We start from the raw sequence: 15163 nt of genomic DNA, 5'->3' as shown, positions 1-15163 counted from the left end.
GTCATCGAGTGTCTCCCAGGAGGCGGGTACGCAGCAGGTCGGCCGTCTCCCGCGGGTGGGTCGACCAGCCGTTGTGCGCGCCCGGGAAATCCGCCACCGGCAGGCCCAGACGGTCGGCCATGAGCGTCGCCGGGCGGGAGGGGAGGTGGGGCCGGGTGGCCTTGCCGACGGCCAGCGTCAGACGGTCCCGTGACCGGGCCAGCGCGTCGAGGTCGGGCGTGTACGCGGCGAAGCTGCGGTGTTCGTACCGGATCGCCAGCGGGGCGTTGGCCGCCAGACGGTCCCGCGACTCGCGCCGGCGTACCGTGACGGGGGAGTCGTGCCCCGGCATCGGCAGCAGCACCGGGCCCACCCCGCGCAGGAACCGCTCGCCCGCGGCGTCCAGGCCCCGCGCCGTGAACGCGTCGTACACCTCCTGGAAGAACGCCAGCTGCTCGCGCGCGTCCGGCAGCACGCTCCATGACGGCGGCTCGTGCGCCACCACGCGGCGGAGCCGTTCGGGGTGCCGGGCCAGCAGGTCGAGCGCGACGATGGCCCCGCTCGACGAGCCCGCCACGTACGCCGGTTCGCCGGGGGAGACCGCGTCGAGCAGCCGCAGCGCGTCGTCCGCGTGCACCGGCACCCGCTGCTCGGTGTGCGGGCCGTCCAGGGCCGAGCGCGAATAGCCGCGCGGGTCGTGCGTGATCACCGTGTACGTGTCGGCCAGCGCGTCGGCGAGCGGGTCGAGGACGGCCGCGTCGCCGCCCGCGCCGGGGAGCAGGAGCAGGGCGGGGCCGTGGCCCCGGGTCTCGTAGTACAAGGTCGCGCCGGGGGGCGTGAGCGTGCCGGGTCGGGGAGTCAACTGTCGTGTCCCTTCGGCCAGTTGGTCAGGGCGATGTGGAGGGCGTCGAGCGCGCTCGTCCATGTCGCGGCGACATCCCGCTCGTGCCGGAAGCCGCCCGCGAGTTCGAGCGTGACGAAACCGTGGAACGTGCTGCGCAGCAGGCGGCCCGCGTCGGTCAGGGCGGGTTCCGCCAGGCCGTAGCCCCGAAGCAGCGCGTACGTGCAGGTGAGGTTGCGGCGCAGCGCCGGATGCTCGTCGTACGCGGACGGGGCGAGCTCCAGCTGGGTCGCCGCGTACCGGCCCGGGTGGGCGAGCGCGAAGTCGCGGTAGGCGTGCGCGAACGCGATCAGCGCCTCGCGACCCGAACGGCCCGCCAGCGCGTCCGCGATCCGGTCGCCGAGGTCGAGGCCGGAGCGGATCGCCACGCGCGTGCGCAGGTCGGCGAGGCTCTTGACGTGTCCGTACAGGCTCGCGTCCTTGACTCCGAAGCCGCGGGCCAGCGCCGCGACGGTGATGTGGTCGAAGCCCACGGTGTCCGCGAGATCGGCGGCGGCCGCCACCACGCGGTCCGTGGTCAGACCGGCTCTGACCATCTTGCCTCCACTCGTTTCCTAGGAAGCTTAGGTTTTTTCTTACGGTACCTAGGTTCTGGCTGGCCGATCAACAGGTTTCGGGCCCCACCGGCGGGCCGCCGCCGTTCCAGGGACGGTCACAGGGCTCTGAGAGACTGGGCGCACGATGAACGAGAACGTGACTGCCCCGCTCCGCGCCCGCGCCGAGGTCGACCTGGCCGCACTGAAGGCCAATGTGCGGTCCCTGCGCGCCCACGCGCCCACGGCGGCGTTCATGGCCGTGGTGAAGGCCGACGCGTATGGGCACGGCATGCTGCCGGTGGCCCGCGCCGCGAAGGAGGCGGGGGCGGAGTGGCTGGGCACGGCCACCGCCGAGGAGGCGCTCGCACTGCGCGCCGCCGGGCTTCCCGGCCGGATCCTGTCCTGGCTGTGGGTGCCTGGCGGGCCCTGGCGCGAGGGCATCGAGGCCGACCTCGACATGTCGGTGAGTGGTATGTGGGCGCTGCGCGAAGTGACGAGCGCGGCACGCGAGTCGGGCCGAGCCGCCCGTATCCAGCTCAAGGCCGACACGGGGCTCGGGCGCAACGGCTGCCTGCCCGCGGACTGGCCCGAGCTGGTCCGCGCGTCGCTCGCCGCGCAGGCCGCCGGTCTCGTCACGGTCACCGGCCTGTGGTCGCACTTCGCGTGCGCCGACGAGCCGGGCCACCCGTCGATCGCCGCCCAGCTGGAGTCCTTCCGCGAGATGGTGGCGTACGCGGAGAAGGAGGGTGTCACTCCGGAGGTGCGGCACATCGCCAACTCGCCGGGCACGCTCACCCTCCCCGAGACCCACTTCGACCTGGTCAGGCCCGGCATCGCGATGTACGGGATCTCGCCGAGCCCCGAAGTCGGCACGCCCGCCGACTTCGGCCTCCGCCCGGTCATGTCGCTCAAGGCGTCGCTCGCTCTGGTGAAACACGCACCCGGCGGCCTCGGCGTCAGCTACGGGCATCATTACGTCACGCCGGGCGACACGACGCTGGGCCTCGTCCCGCTCGGTTACGCGGACGGCGTCCCGCGCCACGCGTCCGGCACGGGACCTGTCCTGATCGGTGGCAAGCGGCGGACGGTCGCGGGCCGCGTCGCGATGGACCAGTTCGTCGTCGACCTGGGCGGGGACGAGCCCGTGGCGGGCGACGAGGCGATCCTGTTCGGGCCCGGCGACGGCGGGGAGCCGACGGCCGAGGACTGGGCCGTGGCGTCGGGCACCATCGCGTACGAGATCGTCACCCGGATCGGTGCGCGGGTCCCGCGCGTCTATGTGGGCGAGGGCTCCGGGGCGTAGCGGTACGAGCCCGTGGTTCCGTGGTGCGGCGGGGCGGCCGACACGGGACCGTGAAGAGAACGGTGGGGAACGCGGGACAGGGCAGGAACGGCGAAGGAGCGGCACGTGAGCGAGACCAGCGCACAGGCGGCGGCAGCCGTCGCCGACGCGGCCGGACAGGCAGCCGCCGGTACCTGGCGGCGGGGGGCCGGTGTCGCGGGCGCCGCGATCGGCGTCGTCGCCGCGGGCGCGGCCGCCGGTGTCGCGATCGAGCGGCTCACCGTGGGGCGCGGCATGCGCCGCAAGGCCCGCCTCGCCCTCGACGCGTCGGGCCCGTACGGCACGCTGCGCGGCACCCCCGGCACGGCCCGCGCGGACGACGGCACACAGCTGTACTACGAGGTCGACGAGGTCGAGCCCGAGGGCGGCAGCACCCCGCGGCGCCGCCGCCTGTTCGGACGCAGGACGCCGCTGCCGGTCACGGTCGTCTTCAGCCACGGCTACTGCCTCACCCAGGACTCCTGGCACTTCCAGCGCGCGGCCCTGCGCGGCGTCGTGCGCTGCGTCCACTGGGACCAGCGCGGCCACGGGCGTTCGGCGCGCGGCGTGGAACAGGACCCCGGGGCGGGCGGCGAGGGCAGGCCGGTCACCATCGACCGGCTCGGCCGCGACCTCAAAGCGGTCATCGACGCGGCGGCGCCCGACGGCCCGGTCGTCCTCGTGGGGCACTCCATGGGCGGCATGACGGTGATGGCCCTCGCCGACCAGTACCCGGAGCTGATCCGGGACCGCGTCGTCGGCGTCGCGCTCGTCGGCACGTCGCCCGGCAACCTCGGCGAGGTCAACTACGGCCTCCCGGCGGCCGGGGTGAACGCGATCCGGCGCGTCCTGCCCGGCGTGCTGAAAGCGATGGGGCGGCGCGCCGACCTGATCGAGAAGGGGCGCAGGGCCACCGCGGACCTGTTCGCGGGGATCGTCAAGCGGTACTCCTTCGCGACGCGGGACGTCGACCCGGCGATCGCCCGGTTCGCCGAGCGGATGATCGAGGGCACGCCGATCGACGTGGTCGCCGACTTCTACCCGGCGTTCCAGGAGCACGACAAGACGGCCGCGCTCGCCCGTTTCGCCGGGCTGCCGACGCTCGTCCTGGCCGGGGAACAGGACCTGGTGACGCCCAGCGAGCACAGCGAGGTGATCGCCGAGCGGCTGCCCGACGCCGAGTTCGTCCTCGTGCCCGACGCCGGGCACCTGGTGATGCTGGAGCACCCGGAGCTGGTCACCGACCGCCTCGCCGACCTCCTGACCCGCGCGAAGGAGAAGGCGCGCAGCGCGGCGGTCTGAAACGCGCGGACGTGCGGACGTGCGGACGAGCGGCCGAGCGGCCGCAGGTCCGCGCAGGTCGTGCCGGATGTTCCGGTCGTGCCGGATGTGCGAGGCGTGCGGTCGTGCCGGACGTGCAGACGCGCAGCCGCGCACGACGCCTGAGAACCGCGCCCCCGCGCAGCCGCTACCGTGGGGAGCCATGGAGACACCCCTCACGCCGCTCACGCCCCTCACCCATGCCATGCCGGTCACGACCGTCACTGCCACCGTCACCTCGCCGGAGGCCATGCGGGAGCTCGGCCGCGCCCTGTCGCGGCGGCTGCGCCCCGGCGACCTGGTGATGCTCAGCGGTGAGCTGGGCGCGGGCAAGACGACGCTGACCAGGGGCCTGGGCGAGGGGCTCGGGGTGCGCGGCGCGGTGACCTCGCCGACGTTCGTGATCGCCCGGGTCCACCCGTCCCTCGGCGAGGGACCGGCCCTCGTGCACGTGGACGCGTACCGGCTCGGCGGCGGCCTCGACGAGATGGAGGACCTCGACCTCGACGTGTCCCTGCCGGACTCGGTGGTCGTCGTGGAGTGGGGCGACGGCAAGGTCGAGGAGCTGTCCGACGACCGGCTCCACGTGATCATCGACCGGGCGACCGGCGACACCACGGACGAGGTGCGGGTCGTCACGCTGAACGGCATCGGGGAGCGCTGGGCCGGGGCGGGGCTCGACGCGCTGGCGGAGTGAGAGATTCCGACATGGCGTCGGGAAGATGTTGCGCGGCGCGCGTCTGCCGTGGTCACATGGAGACCGGTATTGGTTAGGTCTACCTAACTGAGTCGGGTCCGGTGCCATCGGGAGGCGCCCATGTCGTCCATGCCAGCTCCGGGCGCGTCAGCAGCCCGGCACGACGAGCGGCCGCGGGAGCGGCTGCGGGAGCAGTCCCGGGACCTGCCGCGGGACCTGCCGAGGGACACGCCGCACGAGGTGCCGATGAGTGTTCTGCTGGCCTCCTGCGCGGCTGCCAGAGCGGTGTCGACCCCGCCGCGCGCCGAGACGGAGAACGAGGACGAGCACGGGCAGAACGCGGCGGCCTGACTACGGCACGACGACGATCTGCCGCCCGTACGTCGCGAACTCCCACATCGCCCGGCCGTCGGCCCGCGACTCGCGGATGCCGCCGGTCTTCTTCGACGAGTCGGGCTCCGGCGTCGACCCGTCGACCGCGGCGCTGAACCCGACCGCCACACCGCTCACGCTGTCGAACCGTACGACGTGCTCGATCGGCACCCCGTCGGTACCGGTGACATGGCCCGACCGCGAGGTCACCGTGTACTTGCCGACCGCCGGGTCGACCGTGCCGGGCATCACCTTGTACGTGCGCCGCGTCTTGCCGCCCGTGCCGACCAGCCACACCCGGTCCGCGCGCAGCGAGTACACCACCCGCTCGCCCCTGCCGGAATCGGCGGGCAGCGCCGCCGGGTCGGCCTTGCGCGCGGGGGAGCGGGACGCGGTGGCCGCGGGGGCCTTGGTCTTCGCCTTGCCGAGGGTGTCCGGGGCGTTGGCCGACGCCTGGTAGGCGAGGAAGCCGACCGCGGCGACCGCGCTCGCGGTCAGCGCGGCGACGAATCCGCTGCTGCTCCGTGCCACAGGTTCCTGCCTCTCCAGTCCAGCCTCGTCGGTCCGGGCCCGCGGACGACGGTAGCAGCCGGCACCCGTCAGCCTGGGCTTGACGGAGCGCGGACGTGTCCGGTCGCCGGGAGCCGTAGGCTGTTCGTGTGCTGTTGCTCGCTCTGGATACCGCCACCCCCGCCGTCACCGTCGCCCTGCACGACGGCACGCACGTCATCGCCTCGTCGACCCAGGTGGACGCGCGCCGGCACGGAGAGCTGCTGCTTCCGGCCGTCGACCGCGTGCTCGACTCGGCCGGACTCGCGCTCGACGCCGTCACCGACATCGCCGTGGGCATCGGCCCCGGCCCCTACACCGGCCTGCGCGTCGGCCTGATGACCGCCGACACCTTCGGCCTCGCGCTCGGCGTCCCCGTGCACGGCGTGTGCACGCTCGACGCGCTGGCGTACGAGGCAGACGTCGAGCGCGGGCCGTTCGTCGTGGCGACCGACGCCCGCCGCAAGGAGGTCTACTGGGCCCGCTACGCCGACTCGCGCACGCGCCTGTCCGACCCGGCCGTCGACCGGCCGGCCGACATCGCCGACCAGGTGTCCCACCTGCCCGCGGTCGGCGCGGGCGCGCTGCTCTACCCGGACACGTTCCCGAAGGCGCACGAGCCGCAGCACGTCTCCGCGGCCGCGCTCGCCTCCCTCGCGGCGGAGCGGCTCGCGGCCGGGGAGGAGCTGCCCGCGCCCAGACCGCTGTATCTGCGCCGCCCCGACGCCCAGGTCCCCAAGAACTACAAGGTGGTCACGCCCCAGTGACGGCCGCGGACATCCAGCTGCGCGAGATGCGCTGGTGGGACATCGACCCCGTACTCGTACTCGAACGGGAGCTGTTCCCCGAGGACGCCTGGTCGCGCGGCATGTTCTGGTCCGAGCTCGCGCACGCGCGCGGCGTCGGCTCGACGCGGCGCTATCTGGTCGCGTACGGCGGCGACCGGCTCGTCGGCTACGCCGGGCTCGCCGCCGCGGACGACCTGGCCGACGTGCAGACCATCGCCGTCGCCCGCGACCACTGGGGCACCGGGCTCGGCGCCCGGCTGCTCACCGAACTCCTGCGGCAGGCCACCGCGTTCGAGGTCGCCGAGGTGCTGCTGGAGGTCCGCGTCGACAACACACGCGCGCAGAAGCTCTACGAGCGCTTCGGCTTCGAGCCGATCGGCTTCCGCCGCGGCTACTACCAGCCGGGCAACGTGGACGCCCTGGTGATGCGCCTGACCACCGACCCCGCGAACGACCATCCCGCGAACGACCATCCCGCGAACGACCATCCCGCGAACGACCATCCCGCGAACGACCATCCCGCGAACGAAGCGAAGACGGAGAAGACCAGGAACCATGGCTGACGAACCGCTCGTCCTCGGCATCGAGACCTCCTGCGACGAGACCGGCGTCGGCATCGTCCGCGGCACCACCCTGCTCGCCGACGCCGTCGCCTCCAGCGTCGACGAACACGCCCGCTTCGGCGGCGTCGTCCCCGAGGTCGCCTCGCGCGCCCACCTGGAGGCGATGGTCCCGACGATCCGGCGCGCCCTGAAGGACGCGGGTGTCGCCGCGTCCGACCTCGACGGCATCTCGGTGACGGCGGGCCCCGGCCTCGCGGGCGCCCTGCTGGTCGGCGTCTCGGCGGCGAAGGCGTACGCGTACGCCTTGGGCAAGCCGCTCTACGGCGTCAACCATCTCGCCTCGCACATCTGCGTCGACCAGCTGGAGCACGGCACGCTGCCGGAGCCGACGATGGCGCTGCTGGTGTCGGGCGGCCACTCCTCGCTCCTCCTGTCCACGGACATCACCTCCGACGTCCGCCCGCTGGGCGCGACCATCGACGACGCGGCGGGCGAGGCGTTCGACAAGATCGCGCGCGTACTGAACCTCGGATTCCCCGGCGGCCCGGTCATCGACCGGTACGCGCGCGAGGGCGACCCGACGGCGATCGCCTTCCCGCGCGGCCTGACGGGCCCGCGCGACCCGGCGTACGACTTCTCCTTCTCCGGCCTCAAGACGGCGGTGGCCCGCTGGATCGAGGCCAAGCGGGCGGCAGGGGAGGAGGTTCCGGTGCGCGACGTCTCGGCGTCGTTCCAGGAGGCGGTCGTGGACGTCCTGACCCGCAAGGCGGTCAAGGCATGCAAGGACGAGGGGGTCGACCACCTGATGATCGGCGGCGGGGTGGCCGCCAACTCGCGGTTGCGCGCTCTCGCCCAGGAGCGCTGCGAACGCGCCGGGATCCGGCTGCGCGTGCCGCGCCCCAAGCTCTGCACGGACAACGGCGCGATGGTCGCGGCGCTGGGCGCGGAGATGGTGGCCCGCGGCAGGCGCCCGTCGTCGTGGGGCCTGTCGGCGGACTCGTCCCTGCCGGTGACCGACCCGCACGTTCCGGCGCCGGACGACGCATCGGCCGGCCACTCCCACGAGCACGTGCACGAGGTCAGCAAGGAGAACCTCTACTCATGACGCTCGCCCTGATGTGGGAGGCCCGCGCGACCGAGGGCCGCGGCGACGCCCTGCTGGCCTGGGCGAAGAGCAAGACCCTCGACCCCGCCCCGGCCCGCCGTGAGACGTTCCGCGCCCCCGGGGACCGCGTCCTGGTCATCACATGGTGGGACGCGGAGGACTTCGACGCGAAGGTCCCCGAACTCCCGGAGCCCGACGAGACGTTGACCAGCCGTCCGGTCCACCGCTGGCGCTTCGAGGCGGTCTGAGCCCAGCTCACTCAGGTGCGGTGAACTCCAACAGGTAACGCCAGTAAAGAAGTTGCCGGACCCTGCTGCCGGGCAGCAGTCGCTGGGCCGCCGCCCTGACCTCGGGAAGCGTCATTCCCGGCTCCCGCACCGCCGCCTTGCGCGGCGCTGTGTCCGCGCCCGCGCCCATCGCGCGCTCCCCCGCGTACACCGCGAGCCGGGCCACGGCGTTGGCCGGGATCGCCGCCAGGTCCCAGGCCGTCACGCCCGCGTAGCAGCCCAGGACCAGCAGGCGGCCTCCCGGGGCGAGGGCCTGGGTGAAGCGGGTCACCGTCTCGAACGGCATGTGGTGGAGGCCGGCCAGACAGGTGATCACGTCGTAGCGGGCGTGCGGCAGCTCGGCGGTGGCCGCGTCGGCGAGGCGGTAGCGCGGGCCGCCGCCGGACGCCTCGGCCACCGCCAGCGTCGCCGGATCGGCGTCGAGCGCGTCGACCCGGTAGCCGTGGGCGACAAGCCGCCGTGCGAACCGGCCCGTGCCGCAGCCGACGTCGAGCGCGGTGCGGCCGTGCGGGGGCAGGTGGCGCAGCAGCAGGGGGTGGTAGTGGTCGTTGTGGTCGAACGGCATGGCGAGGGAGCGTAGAGGTTCGCCCGTGTGGGTGGTGTCAGCGAGGCGGACGGACGGGGTCGGCGAGCAGCATCGTCGGCGCCCCGGCCACCCGCGTCAGAAACACCGTCGCCGCCGCCTTCCCGTACGGCTTCGGCATCACCTTGCGGCGCAGTTCCTCCGGCTCGACGGCCGAGCCACGCTTCTTCACCGTCAGGACGCCGACCTCGCGCTCGCGCAGCAGCGCCTTGAGCTTCTTCACGTTGAACGGGAGCCGGTCGGTGATCTCGTAGCCGGTGGCGTACGGGGTCGGGCGGAACTCGTCCGCGGTGATGTAGGCGATGGTCTCGTCGAGCAGGCCGCCGTCCAGCTCGTCCGCCACCTCGGCGACCAGGTGCGCACGGATGACCGCGCCGTCGGGCTCGTACAGGTAGCGCCCCACGGGCCGCACCCCGGGGTCCGGAAGACCTCGGCCGACCAGGGCGCGTGGGCCCGGCAGGAGCGTGGCGCGCATCCGGCCGGGCGCGGTGCCGAACCACAGCACGGCCTCCTTCACGTCACCCGCGTCCGAGATCCACTCCGCCTCCGCCTCGGCGGGGATCGCCTCGTGCGGGATGCCCGGCGCGATCTTCAGGGCGGCGTGCGGCGCCGTGCGCGCGGTGGCGACGGCCCAGGACAGGGGCGGCGAGTATGCCTCCGGGTCGAAGATCCGGCCGCGGCCGCCCCCCTGCCTCGCCGCCCGCCTGGCGGGGTCGACGAACACCGCGTCGTAGGGCGCGACGTCCACCTGTGTCACGTCGGCCTCCCGTACCTCGATGAGGTCGCCGAGGCCGAGCGCCGCCGCGTTGGCCCGCGCCGCGGCGCAGGTCTGCGAGTCCCGGTCCACTGCGAGGACGGCGATCCCCGCGCGGGCGAGGGCGATGGCGTCGCCGCCGATGCCGCAGCACAGGTCGGCGACGGAGCGCACGCCGAGCTTCCGGAAGGACTCCGCCCGGTACGTCGCCACCGTCGCCCGCGTCGACTGCTCCACCCCGTTCGGCGTGAAGAACATCCGCGCCGCGTCCTCGGCGCCGAACTTGGCCGCCGCCCGCTGCCGCAACCGCGCCTGCCCGAGCGCCGCCGACACCAGTGCGGCGGGGTGCTCGCGGCGCAGCCGGGTGGCGACGGCGAGTTCGTCGGCCGGGGCGGTGTCGCGCACCTCGTCGAGGAGGGCACGGCCGTCGGGGGTGAGGAGGTCGGCGAGGTCGTTCACCAGCTCATTGTGGGCCAGTCGGTGGATGGTGTGCGCCCGGCGGAGGTGTCGGCGCGGGATCGCGCCAGTCGGCTGCGAAGATCCGGCGCCATGGAACTAGTACTACAAACTGAAGAAAGTGACTCGAATGGTCCATGCCGAGGCGTCCGGGCCGACGCGGCGGCACGGCACCGGCGTCCCGGCGCGCGCAGGACGCGGCGCAAGTACGTCTTCCGGCTCACCGCCGCGGGCCTCACCGCCTGCGCCCTGGCCACGGGCTGCGCGGCGCAGGGCGGCGGCTCCCATCCGGTGAGACCGGCCCCCGGCGGGCCACCGCTCAAGGTCCCCGCGGCCCGCGCGCTGCGCGCGTACGCCGCCCACCTCAAGATCCGGCAGATCCAGCGCGCGGCCGTGGCCAAGCGGTGGGGCGTGGCGAAGGTGCCGATCCTGCCGCCGAGACCGCCGACCAAGAAGCCGGTCATCAAGCCGGGCAAGCGCCTGTGGGTGCACGACCAGAAGAAGCTGGGCCTGCCGCCGGTCTTCGCCAGGGTCCCCACCAAGGACAAGATCGTCTTCCTCACCATCGACGACGGGTGGGACAAGGACCGGAAGTTCGTGAAGATGATGAACGAGCTGAAGATCCCGTACTCGGCGTTCCTCACGAACGACGCGGTCAAGGACGACTACGGCTACTACAAGAAGGTGCAGCGCGCCGGGGACGTCCTCGGCAACCACACCCTCCACCACCGCTATCTGCCCGCCCTCTCGTACGCGCAGCAGAAGCACGAGATCTGCGGCATGCAGAAGATCATGAAGAAGCGCTACGGCAAGCGGCCCGTGATGTTCCGCCCGCCCTACGGGAACTACAACCAGGACACCCTCAAGGCGGCCAAGGCCTGCGGCATCAAGTACGTGCCCCTGTGGGAGGCCGAGGTCTTCGCGAAGACCGTCGACTACGGGGAGGACGACCAGAAGCTCCACCCCGGCGACATCATCCTCACGCACTTCAACCACCTGGACCTGAAGGGCAGCATGGAAGACATGGTCCGCAACCTTCTGAAGCGCATCACGGCCAAGGGCTACGCGGTGGCGCGCCTGGAGGACTACCTCTGACGCCCCTCCCGCCGGACCGACCCCGGCCGTGGCCCCGGCCGTGGCTCCGGAGTCGGTCCGGCGGGTCGGGTCACCCGCCGGGGTGCGAGGCCAGGGCGCCGAGGCCCAGGACCACCGCGGCGACGACCTGCGCGGCGCCGGTCAACGGCAGCGCCGCACGTCCGAAGAACGCGGCCGCCGACACCCCGATCAGGCCCGCGAGGCCGAGGTACGCCCCTGTGACCGCCGCGCCGCAGGCGTGGGCGGCGAAGAGCCAGAGCGCCGCGTTCAGGCAGGCGACGGCGTCCACGAACACGACGAAGACGGCGAGCGCGGCGTCGCCCCAGGGGGAGCGCGGAGTGCGGTAGTGACCGGCCATGCCGGAACTCTCGTACGGAACGGATCGTTCCTCGTCGGAGGTCGCCGGAACGAGACCAACCTGTGCCCCCGCGGCGCGAAAGCGGCGTGAAACCGGTGCGAAATCCCGCGCCGCGCCGCGGCTGATTAGCAGTCCGCTTGACCGAGTGCTAATCGCGGTCATAGTCTCAGCTCTGGCACTCGGCACCATAGAGTGCCAACAGCGACGGGCAGGTCCGGCACCCGCGACGACGGATCCACCTGGTCGCCACCTCAGACAGTTAACCCCGTGAGATCTCCGAAGGGGGAGGTCGGATCGTGACGACCGCCAGCTCCAAGGTTGCCATCAAGCCGCTTGAGGACCGCATCGTGGTCCAGCCGCTCGACGCCGAGCAGACCACGGCTTCGGGCCTGGTCATTCCGGACACCGCGAAGGAGAAGCCCCAGGAGGGCGCCGTCCTCGCCGTGGGTCCGGGCCGCTTCGAGAACGGCGAGCGTCTTCCGCTCGACGTCAAGGTCGGCGACGTCGTGCTGTACAGCAAGTACGGCGGCACCGAGGTCAAGTACAACGGCGACGAGTACCTCGTTCTCTCGGCCCGCGACGTCCTCGCGATCGTCGAGAAGTAAGCACGAGTACGCAAGCCGAGAAGCCTAGGCTTCCGCTTTGATCTGCGCCCCTGGCCCCCGCGACGACAAGCCGGGCGCCCGGGGCGCAGTTCGTTCACACACAGCTTCACCCCAAGTTTTCCGAGAGGGCTGAATCGCTCCCATGGCGAAGATCCTGAAGTTCGACGAGGACGCCCGTCGCGCCCTCGAGCGCGGCGTCAACAAGCTGGCCGACACGGTGAAGGTGACGATCGGCCCCAAGGGCCGCAACGTCGTCATCGACAAGAAGTTCGGTGCCCCGACCATCACCAACGACGGCGTCACCATCGCCCGTGAGGTCGAGATCGAGGACCCGTACGAGAACCTCGGCGCGCAGCTCGTGAAGGAGGTGGCGACCAAGACCAACGACATCGCGGGTGACGGTACGACCACCGCCACCGTGCTCGCCCAGGCCCTGGTCAAGGAAGGTCTGCGCAACGTCGCCGCGGGCGCCTCCCCGGCCGCCCTGAAGAAGGGCATCGACGCCGCGGTCAAGGCCGTCTCCGAGGACCTGCTCGCCTCGGCCCGCCCGATCGACGAGAAGTCCGACATCGCCGCCGTCGCCGGTCTGTCCGCCCAGGACAACCAGGTCGGCGAGCTCATCGCCGAGGCGATGGACAAGGTCGGCAAGGACGGTGTCATCACCGTCGAGGAGTCCAACACCTTCGGTCTGGAGCTGGACTTCACCGAGGGCATGGCCTTCGACAAGGGCTACCTGTCCCCGTACTTCGTCACCGACCAGGAGCGTATGGAGGCCGTCCTCGACGACCCGTACATCCTGATCCACCAGGGCAAGATCGGCGCCATCCAGGACCTGCTCCCGCTCCTGGAGAAGGTCATCCAGGCGGGTGGCTCCAAGCCGCTGCTGATCATCGCCGAGGACGTCGAGGGCGAGGCCCTGTCGACCCTGGTCGTCAACAAGATCCGCGGCACGTTCAACGCCGTCGCCGTGAAGGCCCCCGGCTTCGGTGACCGCCGCAAGGCGATGCTCCAGGACATGGCCACCCTCACCGGTGCCACCGTCATCGCCGAGGAGGTCGGCCTCAAGCTCGACCAGGCCGGTCTGGACGTGCTCGGCTCCGCCCGCCGCGTGACCGTCACCAAGGACGACACGACGATCGTCGACGGTGCCGGCAAGTCCGAGGACGTCGCGGGCCGCGTCAACCAGATCAAGGCCGAGATCGAGAACACGGACTCCGACTGGGACCGCGAGAAGCTCCAGGAGCGCCTCGCGAAGCTCGCCGGCGGCGTCTGCGTCATCAAGGTCGGCGCCGCCACCGAGGTGGAGCTGAAGGAGAAGAAGCACCGTCTGGAGGACGCCATCTCCGCGACCCGCGCCGCGGTCGAGGAAGGCATCGTCTCCGGTGGTGGCTCCGCCCTGGTGCACGCCGCCAAGGTGCTGGAGGACAACCTCGGCAAGACCGGCGACGAGGCCACCGGTGTCGCGGTCGTCCGCAACGCGGTCGTCGAGCCGCTGCGCTGGATCGGCGAGAACGCCGGCCAGGAGGGCTACGTCATCGTCTCCAAGGTCCAGGAGCTCGAGAAGGGCAACGGCTACAACGCCGCGACCGGCGAGTACGGCGACCTGGTCAAGGCCGGCGTCATCGACCCGGTCAAGGTCACCCGCTCCGCCCTGGAGAACGCCGCGTCCATCGCCGCGCTGCTGCTCACGACCGAGACCCTGGTCGTCGAGAAGCCGGCGGACGAGGAGCCGGAGGCCGCGGGCCACGGCCACGGTCACTCCCACTGACCTGACACGCCCCTGAGGCCCGGCCCCCCGCCATGCGCGGGGGGCCGGGCCTTGGCGTTCAGCGGGCAGACGTCCGCCGGGTTGGTGCCTCGTTGCCGGGCGCGGCCGGCGTGTGGTTGCTCGCGTCCCTCGGCAGAGCCGCTGACCGGCACAGCCCCGCGCCCCTGAGGCGCACGCCCTTCGTGCGCACCTCATCGGGCAAGGAGCGGCGAAGCCGCGTGCCTTCAGGGGCGCGGGGAACCACGACGGACCCGTACCCGGCCACCGACAGATCTACCGAGGCCCGTACTTGCGTCCCGTCCGCGACGTGAGCCCGCCCAGCAGGGCGCGTGGCGTCACCTTCACCACGCCCATCAGCGCCTTGTAGCGGGGATCCGGGATCGACAGCGACTTGCCGCGCGCCAGGTCGGACAGCGCCGCCGTCACCAGGTTGTCCGCGTCGAGCCACATCCACTTCGGGATGTTGTCCGTGCCCATCCCGGCCCGCTGGTGGAACTCCGTGCGTACGAAGCCGGGGCACAGCGCCATGAGCCGCACACCGCTGCCCGCCAGGTCCTTCGCCGCGCCCTGCGTGAACTGCACGACCCACGCCTTCGACGCCCCGTACGTGCCGCGCGGCACGAACGCGGCGACCGAGGCCACGTTGATCACGCCGCCCCGGCCGCGCTCGCGCATCACGGACGTCGCCGCCGACGTGAGCCGCAGCACCGCCTCGCAGTGCACCTTGAGCATCTTCAGCTCGTCGGCCATCGGGACCTCCAGATAGTGTCCCTTGTTGCCGAAGCCGGCGTTGTTGACGAGCAGATCGACCGGTGCCTTAGGGTCCCGCAGGCGCTGCTCGACCGCCGCGATGCCGTCGTCCGTGGCCAGGTCCGCCGTCAGTACCTCGGCCTCGATGCCGTGCCGGTCGTGCAGCTCGGTCGCCTGCTCGCGCAGCCGCTTCGTGTCGCGCGCGACGAGCACCAGGTTGTGGCCGTCGGCGGCGAGCCGCCGGGCGAACGCGGCGCCGATGCCCGCGGTGGATCCCGTGATCAGTGCCGTAGTCATGGGGCAAGGGTAGTGACGGGAAAGGGGTGCTGATCACCGCCGCCGCGACGCGCCCGACGCCACGTCAACTCCCTTGCCG

18 protein-coding genes are annotated in these 15163 nt (G+C 72.4%); 11 read left to right on the top strand and 7 right to left on the bottom strand.

Annotated elements, in window-relative coordinates; translation table 11 throughout:
- Position 1: 1 nt before the first annotated feature.
- Both OFY01_RS11395 and OFY01_RS11390 read right to left on the bottom strand, forming a co-directional pair.
- Entirely contained in the window at positions 2-841 is an 840-nt protein-coding gene (locus OFY01_RS11395) for an alpha/beta fold hydrolase (RefSeq protein ID WP_266598881.1), read from the bottom strand.
- On the bottom strand, positions 838-1416 hold the full coding sequence (locus OFY01_RS11390; protein ID WP_266598879.1) for a TetR-like C-terminal domain-containing protein: 579 nt from the start codon (positions 1414-1416) through the stop codon (positions 838-840). Before OFY01_RS11390 ends, OFY01_RS11395 begins: the two co-directional genes overlap by 4 nt.
- A gap of 145 nt (positions 1417-1561) precedes the next feature.
- Between OFY01_RS11390 and alr the strand changes: the two genes are divergently transcribed.
- The 4 genes from alr (at position 1562) to OFY01_RS11370 (ending at position 5105) form a co-directional block, all read left to right on the top strand.
- Positions 1562-2719, top strand: a complete 1158-nt coding sequence (alr, locus tag OFY01_RS11385) for an alanine racemase (protein ID WP_266598877.1) — start codon at positions 1562-1564, stop codon at positions 2717-2719.
- 105 nt (positions 2720-2824) lie between these two features.
- Positions 2825-4039 (top strand): alpha/beta fold hydrolase, encoded by a 1215-nt coding sequence (locus tag OFY01_RS11380; RefSeq protein ID WP_266598875.1) that lies wholly within the window; start codon positions 2825-2827, stop codon positions 4037-4039.
- 181 nt (positions 4040-4220) lie between these two features.
- Positions 4221-4754, top strand: a complete 534-nt coding sequence (gene tsaE / locus OFY01_RS11375; RefSeq protein WP_407700321.1) for a tRNA (adenosine(37)-N6)-threonylcarbamoyltransferase complex ATPase subunit type 1 TsaE — start codon at positions 4221-4223, stop codon at positions 4752-4754.
- A 120-nt stretch (positions 4755-4874) separates the two neighbouring features.
- Positions 4875-5105 carry a hypothetical protein gene (locus OFY01_RS11370; RefSeq protein ID WP_266598873.1) on the top strand — a complete coding sequence of 77 codons (231 nt, stop codon included), beginning with the start codon at positions 4875-4877 and terminating at the stop codon, positions 5103-5105.
- On the opposite strand, the gene OFY01_RS11365 is transcribed toward OFY01_RS11370, so the two are convergent.
- A complete protein-coding gene (locus tag OFY01_RS11365; protein ID WP_266598871.1) occupies positions 5106-5657 on the bottom strand; it encodes a hypothetical protein in 552 nt (183 codons plus the stop codon).
- Positions 5658-5785: 128 nt separating this feature from the next.
- Between OFY01_RS11365 and tsaB the strand changes: the two genes are divergently transcribed.
- From tsaB to OFY01_RS11345, 4 genes are read left to right on the top strand one after another with little or no spacing between them, the layout of a single operon-like run.
- A complete protein-coding gene (gene tsaB, locus OFY01_RS11360) occupies positions 5786-6442 on the top strand; it encodes a tRNA (adenosine(37)-N6)-threonylcarbamoyltransferase complex dimerization subunit type 1 TsaB (RefSeq protein ID WP_266598869.1) in 657 nt (218 codons plus the stop codon).
- Between the two features lie 26 nt (positions 6443-6468).
- Positions 6469-7026 carry a ribosomal protein S18-alanine N-acetyltransferase gene (rimI, locus tag OFY01_RS11355; RefSeq protein WP_266598949.1) on the top strand — a complete coding sequence of 186 codons (558 nt, stop codon included), beginning with the start codon at positions 6469-6471 and terminating at the stop codon, positions 7024-7026.
- On the top strand, positions 7019-8131 hold the full coding sequence (gene tsaD, locus OFY01_RS11350; protein WP_266598867.1) for a tRNA (adenosine(37)-N6)-threonylcarbamoyltransferase complex transferase subunit TsaD: 1113 nt from the start codon (positions 7019-7021) through the stop codon (positions 8129-8131). Before rimI ends, tsaD begins: the two co-directional genes overlap by 8 nt.
- A complete protein-coding gene (locus OFY01_RS11345; protein ID WP_266598865.1) occupies positions 8128-8379 on the top strand; it encodes a hypothetical protein in 252 nt (83 codons plus the stop codon). Before tsaD ends, OFY01_RS11345 begins: the two co-directional genes overlap by 4 nt.
- Positions 8380-8386: 7 nt before the next feature.
- Here the strand turns inward: OFY01_RS11345 and OFY01_RS11340 are convergent, their stop codons facing one another.
- Both OFY01_RS11340 and OFY01_RS11335 read right to left on the bottom strand, forming a co-directional pair.
- Positions 8387-8983: a class I SAM-dependent methyltransferase gene (locus OFY01_RS11340; RefSeq protein ID WP_266598863.1), complete on the bottom strand. Its 597-nt coding sequence runs from the start codon at positions 8981-8983 to the stop codon at positions 8387-8389.
- A gap of 37 nt (positions 8984-9020) precedes the next feature.
- Entirely contained in the window at positions 9021-10214 is a 1194-nt protein-coding gene (locus OFY01_RS11335; RefSeq protein WP_266598861.1) for a THUMP-like domain-containing protein, read from the bottom strand.
- Positions 10215-10304: 90 nt separating this feature from the next.
- Here OFY01_RS11335 and OFY01_RS11330 point away from each other — a divergent pair, with 90 nt between their 5' ends.
- Positions 10305-11306: a polysaccharide deacetylase family protein gene (locus OFY01_RS11330; protein WP_266598859.1), complete on the top strand. Its 1002-nt coding sequence runs from the start codon at positions 10305-10307 to the stop codon at positions 11304-11306.
- Between the two features lie 70 nt (positions 11307-11376).
- On the opposite strand, the gene OFY01_RS11325 is transcribed toward OFY01_RS11330, so the two are convergent.
- On the bottom strand, positions 11377-11664 hold the full coding sequence (locus OFY01_RS11325; RefSeq protein ID WP_266598857.1) for a hypothetical protein: 288 nt from the start codon (positions 11662-11664) through the stop codon (positions 11377-11379).
- A 296-nt stretch (positions 11665-11960) separates the two neighbouring features.
- On the opposite strand from OFY01_RS11325, the gene groES reads away from it, so the two are divergent.
- The gene (groES, locus tag OFY01_RS11320) at positions 11961-12269 is read left to right on the top strand and encodes a co-chaperone GroES (protein WP_006347174.1); all 309 of its coding nucleotides are present in this window, start codon (positions 11961-11963) and stop codon (positions 12267-12269) included.
- A gap of 142 nt (positions 12270-12411) precedes the next feature.
- The gene (groL, locus tag OFY01_RS11315; RefSeq protein WP_266598855.1) at positions 12412-14037 is read left to right on the top strand and encodes a chaperonin GroEL; all 1626 of its coding nucleotides are present in this window, start codon (positions 12412-12414) and stop codon (positions 14035-14037) included.
- Positions 14038-14310: 273 nt separating this feature from the next.
- Here groL and OFY01_RS11310 read toward each other — a convergent pair whose 3' ends face one another.
- The gene (locus OFY01_RS11310) at positions 14311-15084 is read right to left on the bottom strand and encodes an SDR family NAD(P)-dependent oxidoreductase (protein WP_266598853.1); all 774 of its coding nucleotides are present in this window, start codon (positions 15082-15084) and stop codon (positions 14311-14313) included.
- Positions 15085-15163 lie beyond the last annotated feature (79 nt).

The organism is Streptomyces beihaiensis (genome assembly GCF_026274175.1).
GTDB lineage: Bacteria > Actinomycetota > Actinomycetes > Streptomycetales > Streptomycetaceae > Streptomyces > Streptomyces beihaiensis.
The sequence above is the reverse complement of the archived record's forward strand: the minus strand, read 5'-3'. Positions and strand labels throughout refer to the sequence as shown.

What these genes read in the sequence shown, in the direction of transcription:
- OFY01_RS11390 (WP_266598879.1), bottom strand. Translation starts at nt 1,416, where the DNA reads ATGGTCAGAGCCGGTCTGACCACGGACCGCGTGGTGGCGGCCGCCGCC.
- alr (WP_266598877.1), top strand. Translation starts at nt 1,562, where the DNA reads ATGAACGAGAACGTGACTGCCCCGCTCCGCGCCCGCGCCGAGGTCGAC.
- tsaE (WP_407700321.1), top strand. Translation starts at nt 4,221, where the DNA reads ATGGAGACACCCCTCACGCCGCTCACGCCCCTCACCCATGCCATGCCG.
- OFY01_RS11370 (WP_266598873.1), top strand. Translation starts at nt 4,875, where the DNA reads ATGTCGTCCATGCCAGCTCCGGGCGCGTCAGCAGCCCGGCACGACGAG.
- rimI (WP_266598949.1), top strand. Translation starts at nt 6,469, where the DNA reads ATGCGCTGGTGGGACATCGACCCCGTACTCGTACTCGAACGGGAGCTG.
- tsaD (WP_266598867.1), top strand. Translation starts at nt 7,019, where the DNA reads ATGGCTGACGAACCGCTCGTCCTCGGCATCGAGACCTCCTGCGACGAG.
- OFY01_RS11345 (WP_266598865.1), top strand. Translation starts at nt 8,128, where the DNA reads ATGACGCTCGCCCTGATGTGGGAGGCCCGCGCGACCGAGGGCCGCGGC.
- OFY01_RS11340 (WP_266598863.1), bottom strand. Translation starts at nt 8,983, where the DNA reads ATGCCGTTCGACCACAACGACCACTACCACCCCCTGCTGCTGCGCCAC.
- OFY01_RS11330 (WP_266598859.1), top strand. Translation starts at nt 10,305, where the DNA reads ATGGAACTAGTACTACAAACTGAAGAAAGTGACTCGAATGGTCCATGC.
- OFY01_RS11325 (WP_266598857.1), bottom strand. Translation starts at nt 11,664, where the DNA reads ATGGCCGGTCACTACCGCACTCCGCGCTCCCCCTGGGGCGACGCCGCG.
- groL (WP_266598855.1), top strand. Translation starts at nt 12,412, where the DNA reads ATGGCGAAGATCCTGAAGTTCGACGAGGACGCCCGTCGCGCCCTCGAG.
- OFY01_RS11310 (WP_266598853.1), bottom strand. Translation starts at nt 15,084, where the DNA reads ATGACTACGGCACTGATCACGGGATCCACCGCGGGCATCGGCGCCGCG.